17 protein-coding genes and 1 tRNA gene are annotated in these 16,526 nt (G+C 58.6%); 8 read left to right on the forward strand and 10 right to left on the reverse strand.

What is annotated here, in order from left to right; translation table 11 throughout:
* The first annotated feature begins 28 nt into the window (after positions 1–28).
* The 4 genes from OOF89_RS01530 (at position 29) to OOF89_RS01545 (ending at position 2,316) form a co-directional block, all read left to right on the forward strand.
* A tRNA-Glu gene (locus OOF89_RS01530) sits at positions 29–103 on the forward strand.
* A 220-nt stretch (positions 104–323) separates the two neighbouring features.
* Complete coding sequence (locus OOF89_RS01535; protein WP_266077854.1) at positions 324–629, forward strand: hypothetical protein; 306 nt, start codon at positions 324–326, stop codon at positions 627–629.
* Positions 630–718: 89 nt separating this feature from the next.
* A complete protein-coding gene (locus OOF89_RS01540; protein ID WP_266077855.1) occupies positions 719–889 on the forward strand; it encodes a hypothetical protein in 171 nt (56 codons plus the stop codon).
* A 215-nt stretch (positions 890–1,104) separates the two neighbouring features.
* Complete coding sequence (locus tag OOF89_RS01545) at positions 1,105–2,316, forward strand: DUF7504 family protein (protein ID WP_266077856.1); 1,212 nt, start codon at positions 1,105–1,107, stop codon at positions 2,314–2,316.
* Positions 2,317–2,323: 7 nt separating this feature from the next.
* Here the strand turns inward: OOF89_RS01545 and OOF89_RS01550 are convergent, their stop codons facing one another.
* From OOF89_RS01550 to OOF89_RS01565, 4 genes are read right to left on the reverse strand one after another with little or no spacing between them, the layout of a single operon-like run.
* Positions 2,324–4,309, reverse strand: coding sequence for a SpoVR family protein (locus tag OOF89_RS01550; RefSeq protein ID WP_266077857.1), 1,986 nt, complete (start codon positions 4,307–4,309; stop codon positions 2,324–2,326).
* On the reverse strand, positions 4,306–5,613 hold the full coding sequence (locus OOF89_RS01555; protein WP_266077858.1) for a YeaH/YhbH family protein: 1,308 nt from the start codon (positions 5,611–5,613) through the stop codon (positions 4,306–4,308). The genes OOF89_RS01550 and OOF89_RS01555 overlap by 4 nt, the downstream gene beginning before the upstream one ends.
* Positions 5,604–7,889: a PrkA family serine protein kinase gene (locus tag OOF89_RS01560; RefSeq protein ID WP_266077859.1), complete on the reverse strand. Its 2,286-nt coding sequence runs from the start codon at positions 7,887–7,889 to the stop codon at positions 5,604–5,606. The genes OOF89_RS01555 and OOF89_RS01560 overlap by 10 nt, the downstream gene beginning before the upstream one ends.
* Positions 7,890–7,893: 4 nt before the next feature.
* Positions 7,894–9,966, reverse strand: coding sequence for a PrkA family serine protein kinase (locus OOF89_RS01565; RefSeq protein ID WP_266077860.1), 2,073 nt, complete (start codon positions 9,964–9,966; stop codon positions 7,894–7,896).
* 527 nt (positions 9,967–10,493) lie between these two features.
* Here OOF89_RS01565 and OOF89_RS01570 point away from each other — a divergent pair.
* On the forward strand, positions 10,494–10,880 hold the full coding sequence (locus tag OOF89_RS01570; protein ID WP_266077861.1) for a DUF5820 family protein: 387 nt from the start codon (positions 10,494–10,496) through the stop codon (positions 10,878–10,880).
* Positions 10,881–10,905: 25 nt separating this feature from the next.
* On the forward strand, positions 10,906–11,355 hold the full coding sequence (locus OOF89_RS01575; protein ID WP_266077862.1) for a UPF0179 family protein: 450 nt from the start codon (positions 10,906–10,908) through the stop codon (positions 11,353–11,355).
* Here the strand turns inward: OOF89_RS01575 and OOF89_RS01580 are convergent, their stop codons facing one another.
* The 6 genes from OOF89_RS01580 to OOF89_RS01605 form a co-directional block, all read right to left on the reverse strand.
* Positions 11,356–12,162, reverse strand: a complete 807-nt coding sequence (locus OOF89_RS01580) for a M14 family metallopeptidase (RefSeq protein WP_266077863.1) — start codon at positions 12,160–12,162, stop codon at positions 11,356–11,358. It lies immediately after the preceding gene.
* A gap of 105 nt (positions 12,163–12,267) precedes the next feature.
* Positions 12,268–12,402, reverse strand: a complete 135-nt coding sequence (locus OOF89_RS01585; RefSeq protein WP_266077864.1) for a hypothetical protein — start codon at positions 12,400–12,402, stop codon at positions 12,268–12,270.
* A gap of 240 nt (positions 12,403–12,642) precedes the next feature.
* Positions 12,643–13,131 carry a DUF309 domain-containing protein gene (locus OOF89_RS01590; RefSeq protein WP_266077865.1) on the reverse strand — a complete coding sequence of 163 codons (489 nt, stop codon included), beginning with the start codon at positions 13,129–13,131 and terminating at the stop codon, positions 12,643–12,645.
* A gap of 144 nt (positions 13,132–13,275) precedes the next feature.
* The gene (locus OOF89_RS01595; protein WP_266077866.1) at positions 13,276–13,593 is read right to left on the reverse strand and encodes a DUF7116 family protein; all 318 of its coding nucleotides are present in this window, start codon (positions 13,591–13,593) and stop codon (positions 13,276–13,278) included.
* Between the two features lie 113 nt (positions 13,594–13,706).
* Entirely contained in the window at positions 13,707–14,243 is a 537-nt protein-coding gene (locus OOF89_RS01600) for a hypothetical protein (protein WP_266077867.1), read from the reverse strand.
* Between the two features lie 42 nt (positions 14,244–14,285).
* Positions 14,286–14,525, reverse strand: a complete 240-nt coding sequence (locus OOF89_RS01605) for a DUF5816 domain-containing protein (RefSeq protein ID WP_266077868.1) — start codon at positions 14,523–14,525, stop codon at positions 14,286–14,288.
* 77 nt (positions 14,526–14,602) lie between these two features.
* Here OOF89_RS01605 and OOF89_RS01610 point away from each other — a divergent pair, with 77 nt between their 5' ends.
* A complete protein-coding gene (locus tag OOF89_RS01610) occupies positions 14,603–15,958 on the forward strand; it encodes a bifunctional metallophosphatase/5'-nucleotidase (RefSeq protein ID WP_266079828.1) in 1,356 nt (451 codons plus the stop codon).
* Between the two features lie 150 nt (positions 15,959–16,108).
* Complete coding sequence (locus OOF89_RS01615) at positions 16,109–16,507, forward strand: universal stress protein (RefSeq protein ID WP_266077869.1); 399 nt, start codon at positions 16,109–16,111, stop codon at positions 16,505–16,507.
* Positions 16,508–16,526 lie beyond the last annotated feature (19 nt).

Here is a 16,526-nt window from a genome sequence, read left to right on the forward strand (position 1 = left end):
AAAGCAGTGAGTGCAGGAAGCGCAGCACGCTCGGTTGGTGTAGTCCGGCCAATCATCTTGGCCTTTCGAGCCGAGGACAGGGGTTCAAATCCCCTACCGAGCATTTCTACGACGAACGAATCGAAGAGCATCCGCTATGCGATGCTCCTCACTCCTCGAGTCGTGACGGAACCGGGTTACTTTCGTTCGACGGAAGCTGCAATAGGTCCCGTCGTCTTCGTTTTCACGCCTCGTTTCGCTGCGATTACGGCGATTACTCTCCCCCTGAACGACGCAAACGATAACCCCGGTTGAAGGGACCTCTCGTCGCTCCTTTGGTATCGATGACTCGCATTGCCACGCTCCTCGTCGCACTGGCAGTCGTCGGACTGGCTCTTTCCGGTGTTGGCACGGCGGAGCAGACTGATAAACGGGGACAGTACGCGGAAGCGAACATGACTCATTTTCAACCCGAATCGCAGTCGAGCATGAGTAGTCCGGCCGAACGGACTGCAGTGGGGGGCGAGGGAAACGAATCGGTGTTTCTGTCCCCGCCAATCGTTGCAGTTGACGAGCCGAGCGACGAGGTAACTTGGGTCGAAATCGAGGGTCTATACACGAACCACCCGTCACGAAACCATGAGGCGTAGAAGCTGTTCGAAGGGATTATCGTCAATATCGTCACACCCGGTGAAATAGCTACAAATCCATAACTCCGTCAATTTCGAACCCAACTCCAATGACCGACGACGAAATCTTAGGTACGACGAAAATCGCCCAACGGTGGCGAATTAGCCTCATCAAAGATGTGCGCAAAATATTCGAGAAACGGGGTGTCGAACTCGAAGAAGGGGATAGAGTCGTATTCGTGGAACGGGACGGCGATATCGTCATCGAACCGGCTAAATGATGAGACCATTCGATAGAAGTTCAAATATAGTTCTGAAATGTATAACCATTAAAGACGTTGGGAATTGGACAAAGATGGTCAAAATGCAGTGACCCTAGCTCGACAGTTTAGTTCGATTGGTAGATATCTTTATTATTATGGAACGCTTTCACCTGTAGTGTCTGACGATAACTCCTTCACCGGAGTAAAAGAAATAAACCGATGCTACCGATATCATGAAGTCAACCGCTGACCCGACTCCATCCGCGCGAAACGTGCTCCTTTTTTGCCCAGCTGTCGATGACGAGACCGACACGAAACGGCTCTCTCGACGTTCACCCATCGACCCGACCACGTGTAATGCGTTGTTCCTCTCCTACGAGCGGCCACCGGAGGAACTGCTCGAGCGCTGGCAGTCGCATGTCGGTGAAAAACCGGCCGAGTTCGGAGCTATCGCCGTCGGTAAGTACAGTTCGTCACCTCAGGCAGAGGTCCTTCGCTCGGACACCGACCGAAACATCGTCTCGATAGCCAACCCCGAACGTCTCGGACGACTCCAAACTGCTGTCTACCTCTTTCTCGACCAATGGTCCGCGAACGACCAGCAGTCGATGCTCTATTTCGACTCCATTACCGCGATGCTCCGTTACGTGAATCGAACGACCGCGTTTCGATTTCTTCACTCGCTTACCGATTCCCTCCGACGACTCGGCGTGACCGCACATTTCTACATGAATCCGGACGTACACGACGAAGAGACGCTTGCCATTTTTCGGCCGCTGTTCGACACTGTCGTCGGTGACCAGACGAAACCTGAACGAGCGGTTTCGCCGGACGTACTCTCGACTCTCTTTACCTCCTCTCGACGGCGCTCAGTCTGCCGATATCTGGTCGAAGTGGCCGACCGTGCGACCGTCGCGACCGTGGCGGAGCGGATCGCGGAGTGGGAGGTCGAGGGAACGCCGAGCAGCGAGATGCGGGAACGGGTCCACATCACGCTTCGGCACGTCCACCTCCCGAAATTGGTCGAGGCGGGCGTCGTCGAACTCGACGGGGAAACCGTCAGCGCGGCCGAGGATAGCATCGATCTGGAACGATACAACCGGATCGTGAATGGCGGCGACCCGGTCCGCAAAACGGAGCCGACGATGTCGGATACTGCGGCGCTCCCGACGACGAACGTTCCGAACGACCAATCGAGCGAAACCTACTGGACGGTGTACGGTACCGCCCGGGATTCGGTCGTAGTGATGTTGGCCCGTGCACTCGGCGCCGTTTTGGACGTCCACCCGACGGAGCTGCGACCCGTCCTCTCCGATATCATCGATATCGACGCACTGCAACGACTCGACGAGCGCGAGGAAACGTCCGTCTACGCGATGTTCAACTACGGGGAGTACGAAGTGGTCGTGGACGGTGGCCAGATTCGGTTGTACGAATCGAGTTGAGCGGTTCTCAGGCTAGCCACTCGTCCGGTTTCGTGTTGTAATCGACTTCCGTCGCGGTGATGTCCTCGACGTCGCTCCACGGGAGATCGTGTATCTCGAACTCCTCGCCGTCGTAGCGCAGGAGTTTTCCTTTCTCTTCCGGTTCCGGCTCGCGGTCACGACGACGGGCGATTTCAGCATCGCGTTCGTCCACTTCCTTCACGATGGTCTTCAAGTTCACCGGGCGACCCCAGAGGTCGTAGATGCGTTCCAACGTTCGTGTGGCCTGTCCGATGTCGAGCATGACGCCGTTGTAGTGATGTCCCAACAGCAACTCGTTGCGGTTGTCGTAGTTACCGTCGTAGACCGCGATCGTTGGCTTGCCGAAGTTGGTGAACTGGAGCATCAACTTCTTTTTCACGTCCTCGTACTGCGCACTCGTCACGCGGTAATCGCCGGTCGTCTGGCTGAACTCGTAGGTGAAATAGTTGTTGTCGGTGACGAACTCCTTCGTCAGGAAGCCATCGAGGAACGTCACGTCGTTGTGGCTGGCCCTGACTTCGTACATTCGGTTCCATCCGACGGCGTAGTCAACGTCGGCCATGGCTTCCGCGACGGTCTCGTAGCGTTCGTCGTCCATCAGGTAGCGAGCGTACTGCTCCAGGTCGGCTTGGCTAATGGATTCGAGGAACCCACGGTTCTGAAGTTTGTTGAGCGAGAAATGACGCTCCGCCAATCCGTCGTAGGAGAGCACCTTCCACGGATGACGGTCCACGTCGATTTTGCCCGCTTTCGCACGCTCCAACCCTTCGGAGTCGATTTTGGCGGAGTCAAGCGATTCGAGGTCGGCGAGCGTCTCGGCGTTCACGACTTCGAGTTCCGGTCGTGGTTCGAGCAGTTCGTTCACTTCGTCGAAATCGACGACATCGTGGAAGTTCCGCCACGAGATTCCCTTCACACGCAGGAGTTTTCGAACGACTTCCCGTCGGTTTTCCGTGTTCTCGATGTACTCCCACAGTTGTTTGCCGAGTTTGTAGGGATTGAGACCGGGTGATCCGAGGACGCGTGCTTGGTGGTCCGCGTACTCGATGAACTCGTCGGTTCCGGCGAAAGACTCCTCGCCCATCATCAACGACTCCCAGTAGGCGGCCCATCCCTCGTTCATCACTTTCGTCGTCTTCTGGGCCGCGAAGTAGTACGACTCGGTTCGAAGCATCTCCAGGATTTCTTTCTGCCAATCCTCCATCTCGACCGCTTTGCCCTCGTCCGGATCGTAGGCACGTCCGTGGTCGCGGAGGAACGCGAGCAAGTCCTTTTCCGGTTCTTCGAGCTTTCCGGCACGCTTTTCGCGCTGTGCTTCGAGCCACTCCTCGTCGAATACCTCGTCCCGAACCTCGTCACTGAGGTTCATCTCCGCGAGCTGGTCGGCGATTTCGTCCGTTTCACGCTCCTCGTCCTCTTTCGTCCTGTGCTGGTTTTTGAATGCGTGATGTTGGTCGATGTTGTCCTGAAGACAGAGCACGTTGTCGATCCACTTTTCGACCGCCTCCCTGTCGATTTCCGGGTCGGCCATGATGGAGCGAACGCGATTCGCGTGCCGTTCGAGGAGTGCCGCCGCGTTGAGTTCGTCGGCGAACATTCCGTACCACCGGTTGTTGGCGAAGAAATCCGAGTGGGCTTCGACGTGCGTGATGACCGCCTTCTGGTCGGCGATACTGTTCGACTCCTGAAGGAAGGCGTGGGCTGGATCGTCGTTGATGACGATTTCGAACGCCTTACCGCCCGCGTACTGGCCTTGCTTTTGCTGGCGGTCGTATTTCATCCCCCATCGCCAATGCGGGTATCGCTCCTGGAACCCATCGTACGCGATGAGTTCGTTCATCTCGTCGTAATCGATGATCCAGTACTTGACGGGATACGGGTCGAGACCGAGCTTTTTTGCGAGCTTTCGCGCTTCGACGACCGGCTCGCGCACCCGCTCGGCCTCGCGCTTGGTTTCGATTCGTTCGTTCATTCTGCCTCCGTGCTCAGGATCTCGTAAATCGCCTTGGTCACGTCCTCCGGCCCGTTGACGTAACTGACTGCCACGTTGTCCGCCTCGGCGAAGTGCCGCTCCACTTCCTCCGCGTGGGTCGCGTTGATGGCTTTTCCTTCCGGTTGTGTCTCCACGTAGGCGTGGAGGTTCGCCGGAATATTCTCCATCATGGGAACGACGTTCTCCTCGGTGTCGTTTCGGCTGTTCTCGCTGTCACCCGCCGCGAACACGTAGCGGTTCCAGTCCGCCCACGGGAACTCCTCTTCGAGGATCGCGGCGGCGAGTTCGTAGGCCGACGAGATTTTGGTCCCGCCGCCCGAGCGAATGCCGAAGAACTCGTTTCGCTCGACCCGCCACGCCTCCGCATCGTGGGCGATGTAGACGAACTCGGCATTGTCGTACTTGCCCGTCAGATACCAGTCTAGTGGTGTGAACGTGCGTTCGACCAGTTCGCGCTTTTTTTCCCGCATCGACCCGGAGACGTCGCGGATGTTGACGACGACGACGTTCTTCTCGCGTTCTTCGATAATTTCGGGGTAGCGATAGCGTTCGTCTTCCCGCCTGAATGGAACGTGGCGGATCCCTTGTTCCCGAATCTTCTGGGCCGTGCTCATCGGGGTCACCCGACGCTCCATCTCTTCGATGCTCTCCCACTTGGTACGCTCCTCGGCGGACAGCGCGTCGTAGTTCTCCTCGACCCACCGTTTCGAGACGGTGATGTTCTTTTCACGGGCCCAGTTGAACACCTCGTCCGGCCCCCAGCTTTCCACCCCCATCGCTTCGCGGACGTAGTTGGGGTCGAAGTCCATCGCCAGTTTGCGTTTCAGCCCCTCCTTGAACATCCGTTCGAAATCGAGCGTGCTGTCGGGGCCGGTCTTCGTCATGTCGGTGAAGTCGCCCTCGATTTCCTCGATGACTTCCTTCCCCTTGGGTTCGAGTTCGAGGCCGAGTTCGTCGTCCAGTTCCTGGGCGAACTCCTCGGGGTCCATCTCGTAGTAGTCGTGATCGCCCGATTCGTCGCCGGGTTCACCCTCTTCCCCGTCGTCGCCGGGTTGGGGCTGGGGCTGACCGACCGGGTCGCCCACATCGGGATTGCCTTGGCCGACGCCACCCCTGTCCCGTTGGTCGTAACGGAACTCGGGCAAATCGACGATTTTGATGGGAATGTGTATCTCGTCGGGGAGACTCTGTCCGAGATCGCCGTACTGAATGAACTCCGCGAGGTCTTCCCGACGATCTTCGCCGACTTCACGGTACCGTTCGAGGTCGTCTCTCAATCCCATTTGTAGCTCACCTGATTCATGACGTGTTGGCTCGTCAGTTCAGCCGACGCCTCCGAATAGCCAAACAGCTCTTGGAGGTTCTGAATCGTCTCCTCTTTCACCTCGGCCGTCTCGGTGTTCGTCGGTGGATTCTCCCACTGGCTCGGGTTGAAATCCTCGTACACTCGGCGCACGTCGTCCCAGTCGTTGTTCGCGAGCACTGTCTTGATGATCGGTACCTCTTTCGGATCGATATCGCTCACTTCGAACTCGTCGTTACGACTCTCCCAGGCGTGACGGTTCAGCGCGGTGATGACCTTGTTCCGACGGAACTCGGCCACCGCGGGGCCCGGCTCGTGATCGACTTCGTACGCGTCCGGCCCGAATCGACCGAGATGCTCCGTCTCGAACACTTTCATTTTCAGTCCGTCGGGATCGATTCGTTCACCGCGGTCGTTTTCCACCTCCTCGCCGGTCGCCCACGCGTAGACGTGTTCGATGTATTCGGCGACCGTCTCCTCGTCGACCCGGCGGTCGCGCATGATGGCATCGAGCACGTCGCTCTCCTGTTGCTGGAAGATGTAGTTTTTCACCGGCACGAGTCGGTTCTCGTACTCAGTGCGCTCGGCCGTCGAGAACACCGGAGCGTCCCCGATTCCTTCGGCCATCGCGTTCAGGATGTCCCGTGGCATGATGACCTGTTCGACGGGATACTCGGGATGATGGCGGTCGCGAACTTCGTTGACCAATCCGGCGATAATATCTCGCGTGTACGTGACCGGAATCCCGCCGGACCCGTCGGCCGCGTCGTCGTCGAAGTCGAAATCGTCCTTGTCGATGCGCTCGTCGCCGTCCAACAAGTATCCGCGGTCGTACAGCACCGCCTTGTCCACGAGGTCGAGTCCGGCGGGGAGGTCGGTCCCGTCGAGGCGAGACACGACGCTGTAGAGCGCCGCGGCTTCGATCGCGTGCGGCGACAGTTCGCGTTCCGCGACGGCGTCACCGTCGCGGACGTGAACCGAGATCGGTTCTCGGATCCACGCTTCGAGTTCGTCGTACGTATCCGCCTGCCACACGGGAGTCTCGTTCGTGAGTTCACGCCGGATGAGCTCGGCCTCCAAACTGAGGTTCGTCAGGTAGCCGAACTCCCGTCGGTCGAGTCGGCGTTTCAGCGCCCGGAGCGGATCCGCTCCGCCGGCATCGGCGTGCTGGTTCAACTGGGCTTCGAGGTCGGGATTCGAGATGATGACCAACTGCGTGTCGATATCCATCTGGATGCCCTTGTCCAACTTCACCGACTTCTCGTCCGGCACGTTGAGCAGTTTCTGGAGTAAGTCTGCGTGCTGGGCCGCATCTTCCACGATGGTCAGCAGGCCGTTGCCCTGCGAGAGGACGCCGTCGTAGCTGAACGCCTGCGGGTTCTTCCGTCCGCGGGAGTCGAGTTCCTGCAGCATCCCCTGCATCCAACTGCCGACCAGCCGCTGTTTCGGTCTGCCACTGTCCTCCGAGTGGAGGACGCCGATACCGTCGCCGATGTCTACGACGTAGTTTTTCACCCGGAGATGTGCCGGGTCGGTAATCGCCGAGAACAGTTCTTCCTCCCCGTTGCGCCGATACTGCTCCTCCAGATAATCGTACGCTTCCCGACTGAACGGGTCGAGTTTGCCCTCGACGAGCACGTCGATGTGGTCGTCGAGTCCGCCGTTCAACTGTTCGAGCAGCTCCTCGCGAACCGCTGGCGGGAAGACGAGCAGTGGATGCGACTGTACGGGACTCGCGTACCAGTTTTCCTCGCTCGTCGCGGTCACGTCGTCGCCGTAACTGAGCCCCGGCGACTCCGTCGCGGTGGCGATGTTCCACTCGATGGTGTACCGTCGGCCTTCCGGCGTCTTCGAGTACTCGCGCAACCCGTTGACTAGACACCGTTTGAGTTCGGACTTTCCGGTTGCCGTCGGTCCGGCGAACCAGATAATCTTCTCCTCTTTCCCTCGACGAGCGGCGATCGAACGCAAGTCGTCCACGAACGCGTTCAACACTTCGGTGTTGCCGAGGATTGCGTGCTCGCCGCCGTTGTGCGGGTCGTCGAAGAACCGGTAGCGTTCCTTCTCATCCCCCTCCTCGATGACCGTTCGTGTACCCATCGACTCGATGGCCTCCAAGAGGTACTTGCTCGCGTGCGAGGCGATGGTCGGGTTTTCGAACGCCGCGTCTACGTATTCCGCGAGGCTCATCGGCTCCTCGTAGGTCTCGCGGAGTTCGTGGTCGGCATCGGTGATGTAGTCGCTTCCTTCGGACACTGTGTTACTCCTCCATTTCGGCGCGGGCGACTTCTGCCCCGGCGAATTCGAGCACCTCCTTCGCGCCCTCACGCGAGTAGCCCTGTTCCATCAGCGCGTCTACCCATGCGTTCTGTTCGTCGTTATCCATCTCGTTGGCCGACACCAACGCCGAGAAGTTGATGTTGTGTTTCTTGTCCTCCCACAGTTTGCGTTCCAACGCTCGGCGGAGACGGTCGTTGTCCTGTGGGTTGAACGGCGACCCCTCGCGGGCACGCCGCGACACCCAGTTGGACACTTCCTGCCGGAAGTCGTCCTTGCGGTCCCGGGGGACTTCCAACTTCTCCTCGACGGCACGGAGGAAGCTCTCGTCCGGTTCCTGTTCGCGGCCGGTCAGTTCGTCCTCGACGGTGGCGTTGTCGATGTACGCCATGACGTGGTCCATGTACTTCTCGCCCTGCCGCTGGATTTCGTCGATATCGTAGGCGAGTGCGTGACGCACGTCCTCGATGGCACGCTCGCGGTACTCGCCGCGAACACCTTCGAGGTAGCGGTAGTACGTCTCGAAGTTCTCCTCCGGAATCGAACCGTGGTTCTCCAAGTTCTCCTCGAAGTGGTTGAACACCGACAACGGACTGAGGAACCCACGGCTGCGATGGGTGGAGTTCATGATGGCCTCGGCGATTTCGTCGCCGATGAACCGTGCCGAGACGCCCTCCATCCCTTCGCCGATGTCGGCTTTCTCCTCTGCCTCCTCGCGGAGCTTTTTCACGTCGATGTCGTCGCTGTCCTCGGTTTCGCCGTTGTAGGCTTTCGCCTTCTGGAGCAGGTCCACCATCTCGGTGTCGGGTTCCTCGATGCGCGTCAGCACGCCGAAGAGGCCCGCCATTTCGAGGGTGTGTGGTTCGATATGCACGTCCGGCACGTCGGCGTTCCGGAGCATCTTCCGGTAGATATCGGCTTCCGACTCGTACTCGAGGACGTACGGGAAGTCGATGCGTTTCGTTCGGTCGTTGAACGCCTCCATCTTCTCGTCGCCTTTCTTATCCCGGTACTCGGGCATGTTCGTCCGGCCGACGATGACCTGGTCGATGTCGATACGCGGGTTGTTCTTCGGCTTGATAGTCTGTTCCTGCGTCGCGTGCAGGAAGTCGTAGAGGAACTCCCGCTGGAGTTTGAGCAGTTCTTCGCCGCTGAAGATGCCCCGGTTCGCGTTACAGAACGCGCCGGAGTAGTCGAACGCCCGCGGGTCGCTTTCGCCGTAGATGGCGATTTTCGAGTAGTTGACGTCACCCGTGAGTTCGGTCTCGTCCTGGTTTTTCTTGTCCTTCGGCTCGAACGTCTCGACTGCCTGTCGCTTGTTTTCGTCGGCGACGAGACGAATGATTTCGATGTGGTTTTCGAGCACCTGCTTGATGTCGTCGTCGTAGTACGCAAGCAGTTCGTCCATGTAGAACTCGCTCGCGGGGTCCAGCGCCTGCTCGTTTTTGATGGTGTACGGAGCGTCTAGCTCCTCGTTGATGTCGTCGATGACCGTCTGGCGCTGTTCGTATGGGAGCAGGACCAACGGGTCCTGGTTCATCGGCGAGCGGACCACGTCGTCCGCAGGGTCCTGATCTACGATGACGTCACAGAGGTTCGTCCACCGGAAGGTGTACATGCGCCCCTCGTCACGGAGCGTGTAATCCTCGAAATATTTGCGAACCTGTCGGTCGAAGTCGGATTTCCCAGACCCGACGGGACCCAGTAACAGTTTGATGCGTTTTTCCGGTCCGAGTCCGCGGGCACCGCTCTTTACCTTGTTTACGAACTCGTGCATCGCTCGGTGAATTTCGCGCCCGTAAAACGTGTTTTCCCCGTCGTGAAGGGGATCTTCGGACGCGAGTCGGTACTCGACGACACCGGTATCTTCGTCGTATTCGGTGCCGTAGTAATCGAACATATCGGCGACGCGCTGGTGGGCGTTCCGAGCGATCTTCGGATGCTCGTACACCTCTTGTAGGTACCAGTCGAACGATTTCGTTTCACGGAGGTCTTCCGGCATCGATTCCTGGTAGCTTCGACTGAGGTCGTCCAGCGTTTCCATGTCACCTTTCATTGTATCACGCATTGTTTGGGGCTATGAGATGGACCGGGGAAGTGAGAGAAACCGACCGGGCGGCCCGATACCGGCGGGAAATACGTAGTCGGCACACACTCACAAAGTAGTGTCGGTCGGAACACCGGGATGGCACTCACACGGGGCAAACCGGGCAACGACGAACGTGCCCAAAGAGACTCCTGCCTCTGTCGGTAATTCATGTGCGTGCCATCCACCACCTCAGGAACCAGTCGGCATCTCCAGCGCATTTCATCGACGAGGTGTGTGATTCGAGACCATGCATCGTGTGGGCAACTACCACCCGATACTGTTTAATAGATAGGACGAGGGAATATATAACTGTTGCCCACGAGCAAGATTCTTTTGGTTTGTATTAATGAGCAAAAACAACCGAAGTTACGGTCGTTAGCGTCTCAATACCGAAAATCCCACTTCCCACGAACGCACTGTTTTTCGACCCTTTATATATCATGGTCTATCTCCGACTAACAAGCCTTACCCATTTCCACGACCAATCGCCGGACGTGGCGCTTGAAACCCTTCCAGAGTCGTGGGTCGTCTGGAACGATGAACCCAACGGTCGATGTATTCTCGCGTATCGACCGGACGTATTCGACACGAAACAGTTCCCTCCGGAGTGCCTTCCAACGCTCTATCTCACGCAAGGGACACCGAACCGTCCGGCACAGGAGCGTCGAGCTACTGACTCGTGGTATCTCACGTTCTATCTCGAACCGGACGTGACGCTCCCGCGAACGCCACGCTTTTCGACACGCGAGGAGGCGCTGACCGCCGCAGTCGAACTTGCCCACGAGTTCGACCGGGGCGAAATCAAGTATCGGGATGCCTATCAGATCCCACGTGAAGAGTACCTCGACAAACTCGACGAGTTGACGGGACGAGAGGCTTAACCGACCCCCAACCCTACGCCCGACTATGTCCACCATCACACTCATCGGAACCCGACTCGCCGAATCCGGCCAGGAGTTCGTCTATCACGGTGAGGCGAGCGCCTGTGAGGGTTGTCCCTACAGAAACCAGTGTCTCAACCTCTCGAAGGGGGTCAAATACGAAGTGACGAGCGTCCGAAAGGGTGCACAAACGCTTCCGTGTGGCGTCCACGACGATGGCGTCACCGCCGTCGAAGTCGAACCCACGACGGTTCGTGCGAACGTCTCCGCGAGAAACGCCTACGCAGGGAGTAAGGCGAAGCTCGAAGGGCCATGTCCTCACGTCGATTGCCCTAGCCACGAGTTCTGTGAACCCGCTGGGGCGGCGTTCGACGAAGAGTATCAAATCGCGAAAATCGTCGGCGACCCCCCTCACGACTACTGTCTATTGGACCGCGATTTGACGATGGTCGAGTTCGCGGAACGGGACGAGTAATCAGTTCCCCAAGACGCCGATGTGTTCCGCCGTGTAACCGAACATGTTCTCGTAGCCATACGCCGACATCAACACCGGGATGAACGACTCTTCCGCCACCAACTGGCTTCCATCGGACGTGGCAAAGGGCTCACCTCGGTCCACCGACGTGAAGTTCTCGACCAACACTTCGAACTCCGTGCCGCCGTTTTTCAGCACCGGCTGGTCCATTCGATAGACCGAAACCTCGTCACGTTGACCCGCTTCCACCGGGTTTTCTCCGTCCGGCAGCGGAAGCGCACCGGTTCCCGCGAGGAAACCCCGAACGAGGTCGTAGGCGTTCTCGGCCGCCTCGTCGGTCCCCTGTAATCCACATTCGACCTCCAACGTATGGGGGTGCGAGATGAGTTTGCCTTTCGTAAAGCGGTCGGTTTCGACCAGTTCGGAGACGGGAAGGTACGGACAGATGGAACGGGCAACGGCGTTCACCCTGTCCACGAGAGCGAACGGGCGGGCGTACGATTGCGTCGAATGAAGCGACAACACCGTACAGTCCCGGAGTTCGCCCAGCAGTTCGTGAGCCAACCGTCGTTCGTAGTTCTCGGCGGTCGGGTCGCCCGGAAACACCCGGTTCAAATCCTCGTTGATGTATCGAACGCCGCGTTCCAACGCGGGTTCGTTCACGATAAGACATTTTACCGGTCGTTCGACGTCCGGGTCTTCCGCCAGCAACTGTTCGACAGCGCGGGGGCCACACGGTTCGTCGCCGTGAATTCCGGCGACGACGGCCACCTCCGGCGTTCCATCGCCTAACTGCTCGATTCGCATTTACCGAAGGCAGGTGTCGAAGCCTGAAAGCGCTTTACAATCGCAGGTCCGCCAAAAAAGGGTGACACGTTCGGGAGACTGAATTAGCGATCTGAGACGAGGTGATTATGCGCCGTCGCTGTCCGAGTCACCGTCACTCCAGTCGCTATCGTCGTCGTTGTCTCGGTCAGTGCAGTCGGCCGAGTCGGATCGATCGGAGCTACCGTCGCCCATGTCGCCCTCCGAGCCGTCTTCGGTCATATCGACCACTTGCGTCCTCGGGCGCGTCGAATGCGAACGTGTCCTCCGAAACACAGTTGATGCTGATGTCCGAGAAGGCGGTCGTCGAACTGACGGATTCTCCGCTCCACGACGATTCACTGACGACCTTTCGTGGGAGGTAGTTCTCCGAATCGAGGGAGACCACAAGAGGATTCAAAGCGGTGCGGAACCGGTTCCCGTCGATGGACACGGGAGAAACGACCGGGACTGATAACGGTCCTAATCGAGCGCCTCCGCATAGCTGAAATCCTCCTCGCTCGCCGTCGGGACCGCCCCATCGAGCGGGATCTTCCATCCGTGTAGTACGGTTGGGTCCGACAGCGCGTTCGTCATTCTCGTCCGAACGTCCGTCACGCCGACTCCATAGAAATCCCGCGGGACGCCGTGAAGATACTGAAGTGACGTTCGAAAGAGCGAACGCATGCCGTCGTCGTCCTCGAAATCGAAGTGTTTGTACGCACCTGCAGCGACTTGCACCATTCCATGTAAAAACGCGCTCTCCGTGGTTCCACTGCCGTAGTTGTACCACTCGTCCTCGAAACAGTCGTGGCTTTCGTGGAACTCCCCGGAATTGAACAGACGGACGCCGTGAATCACTGCCCTGCGGAGCGTCCCGTGTTCCCAGAGCCCCTTCTGGGGCAACCATCCGGCGGGACTCCGGTCAGTGGGCGGCGGGCCGACAGTCGGGTCGCGCGTGTGGTCATCCATAGCTATACATCCCGGTCGAGAGGGCGTAATTCCCACGGTGTATCGAACCCGTTACGAGTACCGTTCAGGTGGCTAGTATCGTTGGGAGTTCTATAGATAGTCAAAAAAGGAAAGGGGTACGAATCTCGTGGGAGGTACAACCGTCTACACTGCTATTTTGCTGGGTGGCGCTCTCGCGACCTCATAATCGCCACCCTCTAAAACGGCGATGACTGCCCATTCGTACTCCAAATTCGAATCGCGCAACTGCCGACTGAGACGTGTTGCGTTTTCTTTCCACGCGACGAAACACCGGAGTTCGCCGTGTTTCGGCGTGCTCATGGAGTCCGCGTATGCTGTAACCCGTACTTCTCGCCACTTCCGTCTGGCCCGGAATTCGTCACCATCATCAATGACCTCGTAACCGAGGTTGTTGAAAATCGACTTGGCCTCCTTCATGGGTGGTGTGCTAACAGGGGCCATCCAATTGAACGTAATACGCACCGCATAATAAATGTTCTTGCGGGTTTGGACGGACATAGCTGGACATATGGAAAATTCGAAAGGACCATCGAACGTGAACAAACGAGTGTCTGTCAGGTGAGTTGTACCCACGGGTTCGCATGCTGCGAGGGATACTCCGCCACGTCACCCTCGTCCCTAAGCTGTTTGAGTTGTTCTCGGCCGTCGTCCCTGTCCATCCCCCCGATGGCGACGGCAACGTCCAACAGCAACTCCTCGGCGACGCCATCCTCGGTTATCTGCCCCCGAGAACTGTCGTCGGTTCCGAACCCATCACTATCGATGACTCGGAGATACTCACGGAGATCTGTCGTATCACGGAGTCGGTCGTGCCATCGAGCGGGGTACACACTCACTCGGTCCCCGTCCAGTTGGTAAATCTTCCTGTCGCCCTGCCACGACTCCGACTCGGTCAACAAATCCTCGAGCGAGGACGGAAACGCGTCCATGCCGTAGCCGATTTGGTCCAGATAGTCGTCCAGCATCTCGCGCTGGATACCCTGTCCCTCATCGGCGTGTCGCAACTCTACCAATCGCACAGCGTCGTCCAACAGTAGTGTCTCCACCCTGTTCTCCAGTTCCGCCACGAGTCGCTGGTCGGTCGATCCCATGCCGGCACTCGGGCCGGAACGTGCCTAAATAGACTGCCCAACCTATTCGTGCGCAGCGTCCCACTCGGTCGCCTTCCGGAGGTTACCACACTGATTGCATTCGATACGCCCCATCGAATCCATCGCGTTGTCCAGCGTCTCGCAGTTCCCGCAGAAGTACCCGTACCGTCGATCACCGTCGGGGGAGCGATAGACGACGAAAAACGGTCCGTTCGATCCGCGAGTTCCTTCGGAGCGGTCGATGTACACGGTTTCGTCGTCCGCTGTCGTCGTTTCGTCCATCGACGTTCGATTATCGGCCCATCGGTATATCGGTGTCCATCGAAGGAGTCATGAGCCATGGCCGAGATTTCTCGCCGATGGCGCTCCGTCTCCTCCACTATTCGGATCTCGAAAACGCCTACGACGATTCCGACCATATCGGGCGACTCGCCGGCTGTATCGACGCTCTCCGCGACGATACGACGCTCGTCGTCGGAACCGGCGACAACACCGCACCGGGAACGCTTTCGCTCGTAACGGAGGGGAAGCAAGCGCTCGATTTCTTCGACGCCGTGGAACCCGACTTCGATACCTTTGGAAACCACGACTTCGACTACGGTGTCGAACGAACCCGCGAACTGGTTCGGAACTCACCGCAGACGTGGCTCACCGCGAACATCCGTGAAAGCGGTGCCCGATTCGCCGTCGATGCTGGAACCGCCTCGCACGTGATTCGTGAACTCGGCGGGAAACGAGTCGGCATCTTCGGCGTGACGACGCCAAAAACACCGACACTGAATCCGAACGTGACTGGCCTTGACTTTCTCGACCCGCTCAAAGCGGCCCGAAATGCCGTCTCCACACTCCGCGATTTGGATGCCGATCACATCGTTGCCCTCTCCCATCTCGGACAAGGTGACCGCGAACTCGCAACCGAACTCGATATCGACGTTATCCTCGGGGGCCACGTTCACTCCGAGCGAGTCGAACAGATCGACGGTACGCTCGTGACTCGCCCCGGTGTGAACGGTCGTGTCCTCCTCGAAATCGAACTCGGTGCCGAACCGACCGTCAGCCGCCACCGAATCGTGGACGCACCACGGGACGACGAAATCACGGAAGCGATGCGGGACGCGATGTTGACGACGGGACTCGACACGACCGTCGGCACCGTCGAAACCGCGATCGAGCGTACCGAGGCCACGACGTTTCACGGTGAAAGTCGCATCGGAAACTTCGTCGCGGACGCCTATCGCTGGGCGACCGACGCGGACATCGGCCTCCAGAACAGCGGCGGTATCCGCGAAGGCGATTCGTTGGTCGGCGACGTGACCATCGCCGACCTCGTGAGCGTCATCCCGTTCCAGGAGGACGTCGCCGTCGCGGAACTCTCGGGTGCGGAACTGTTCGACGTGTTCCGACAGGCTCACGATGCCACCATCGGGTTCGGCGAACCGGACTGGTGGCACGCACACATCAGCGGAGCGGAACTCGTCTGGAACCGGGCCGAACGGGATGTCGAATCGATAACCGTTGGGGGCGACACCGTCCGCGAAGACGCGACGTACACCGTCGCCACGACCGAGTATCTCCTGTACACTAACCAGGAATTTCCCACACTCAACGAGGAACATCGCGTCGAAACCGGCGACATACAATACGAAGTGTTGGCCGACTACGCCCGAGAGTTCGGCATCGACCCGCAAATCGAGGGACGCATCACTCGCCAGTAGGAATTGACCGCCCGAGATCGGTTCGAAGCGGAAATCGGATACCGTCCATCCCTTTCGTTCCGTCCATGCCCGGTGACGTATCACGAGCGGTGAGCGAGTGACTCAAACCGAATAGTAAGGTTCTCCCGGCCGCGACCCGTTCCTCACGATATGACTCGCGTCCTCGTTCCGGTTCGGTATCCGCTTTCGGAGCACTCCCGTCGGACGCTCTCCGAAGCGATCAGTATCGCCGAGGAGCGCGGTGCGGACCTCACTATTCTCCACATCAATCTGTATCACCGCGGGGGCGAAACGACGCGAACCGACCTCAAACGAACCGTGGAGAAAACGTTTGGTCGCATCAAAAACGCACGTTACGTCGTCAGAAACGGGTTTTTGGTCGAGGAGACGATTCTCGAGGAGGTCGCCGCAGCGCGGGCCGACGTGGTCGTTATCGGTCGTAAACAGATGGGTCGCTGGCGTCGAGCGATTCGCCGACTGGTTGACGACCCGAACATCGAGAACTTCCTCCGGGAAAAGATCGACTGCGAACTGATTACGGTCGACTGACTGTTATCGGACGGTCAGC

Source organism: Haladaptatus caseinilyticus (assembly GCF_026248685.1).
GTDB lineage: Archaea > Halobacteriota > Halobacteria > Halobacteriales > Haladaptataceae > Haladaptatus > Haladaptatus caseinilyticus.

Coding starts and splice junctions, on each gene's coding strand:
- OOF89_RS01535 (WP_266077854.1), top strand. CDS start 324: ATGACTCGCATTGCCACGCTCCTCGTCGCACTGGCAGTCGTCGGACTG.
- OOF89_RS01540 (WP_266077855.1), top strand. CDS start 719: ATGACCGACGACGAAATCTTAGGTACGACGAAAATCGCCCAACGGTGG.
- OOF89_RS01545 (WP_266077856.1), top strand. CDS start 1,105: ATGAAGTCAACCGCTGACCCGACTCCATCCGCGCGAAACGTGCTCCTT.
- OOF89_RS01550 (WP_266077857.1), bottom strand. CDS start 4,309: ATGAACGAACGAATCGAAACCAAGCGCGAGGCCGAGCGGGTGCGCGAG.
- OOF89_RS01555 (WP_266077858.1), bottom strand. CDS start 5,613: ATGGGATTGAGAGACGACCTCGAACGGTACCGTGAAGTCGGCGAAGAT.
- OOF89_RS01565 (WP_266077860.1), bottom strand. CDS start 9,966: ATGAAAGGTGACATGGAAACGCTGGACGACCTCAGTCGAAGCTACCAG.
- OOF89_RS01575 (WP_266077862.1), top strand. CDS start 10,906: ATGTCCACCATCACACTCATCGGAACCCGACTCGCCGAATCCGGCCAG.
- OOF89_RS01580 (WP_266077863.1), bottom strand. CDS start 12,162: ATGCGAATCGAGCAGTTAGGCGATGGAACGCCGGAGGTGGCCGTCGTC.
- OOF89_RS01585 (WP_266077864.1), bottom strand. CDS start 12,402: ATGACCGAAGACGGCTCGGAGGGCGACATGGGCGACGGTAGCTCCGAT.
- OOF89_RS01590 (WP_266077865.1), bottom strand. CDS start 13,131: ATGGATGACCACACGCGCGACCCGACTGTCGGCCCGCCGCCCACTGAC.
- OOF89_RS01595 (WP_266077866.1), bottom strand. CDS start 13,593: ATGGCCCCTGTTAGCACACCACCCATGAAGGAGGCCAAGTCGATTTTC.
- OOF89_RS01600 (WP_266077867.1), bottom strand. CDS start 14,243: ATGGGATCGACCGACCAGCGACTCGTGGCGGAACTGGAGAACAGGGTG.
- OOF89_RS01605 (WP_266077868.1), bottom strand. CDS start 14,525: ATGGACGAAACGACGACAGCGGACGACGAAACCGTGTACATCGACCGC.
- OOF89_RS01610 (WP_266079828.1), top strand. CDS start 14,603: ATGGCGCTCCGTCTCCTCCACTATTCGGATCTCGAAAACGCCTACGAC.
- OOF89_RS01615 (WP_266077869.1), top strand. CDS start 16,109: ATGACTCGCGTCCTCGTTCCGGTTCGGTATCCGCTTTCGGAGCACTCC.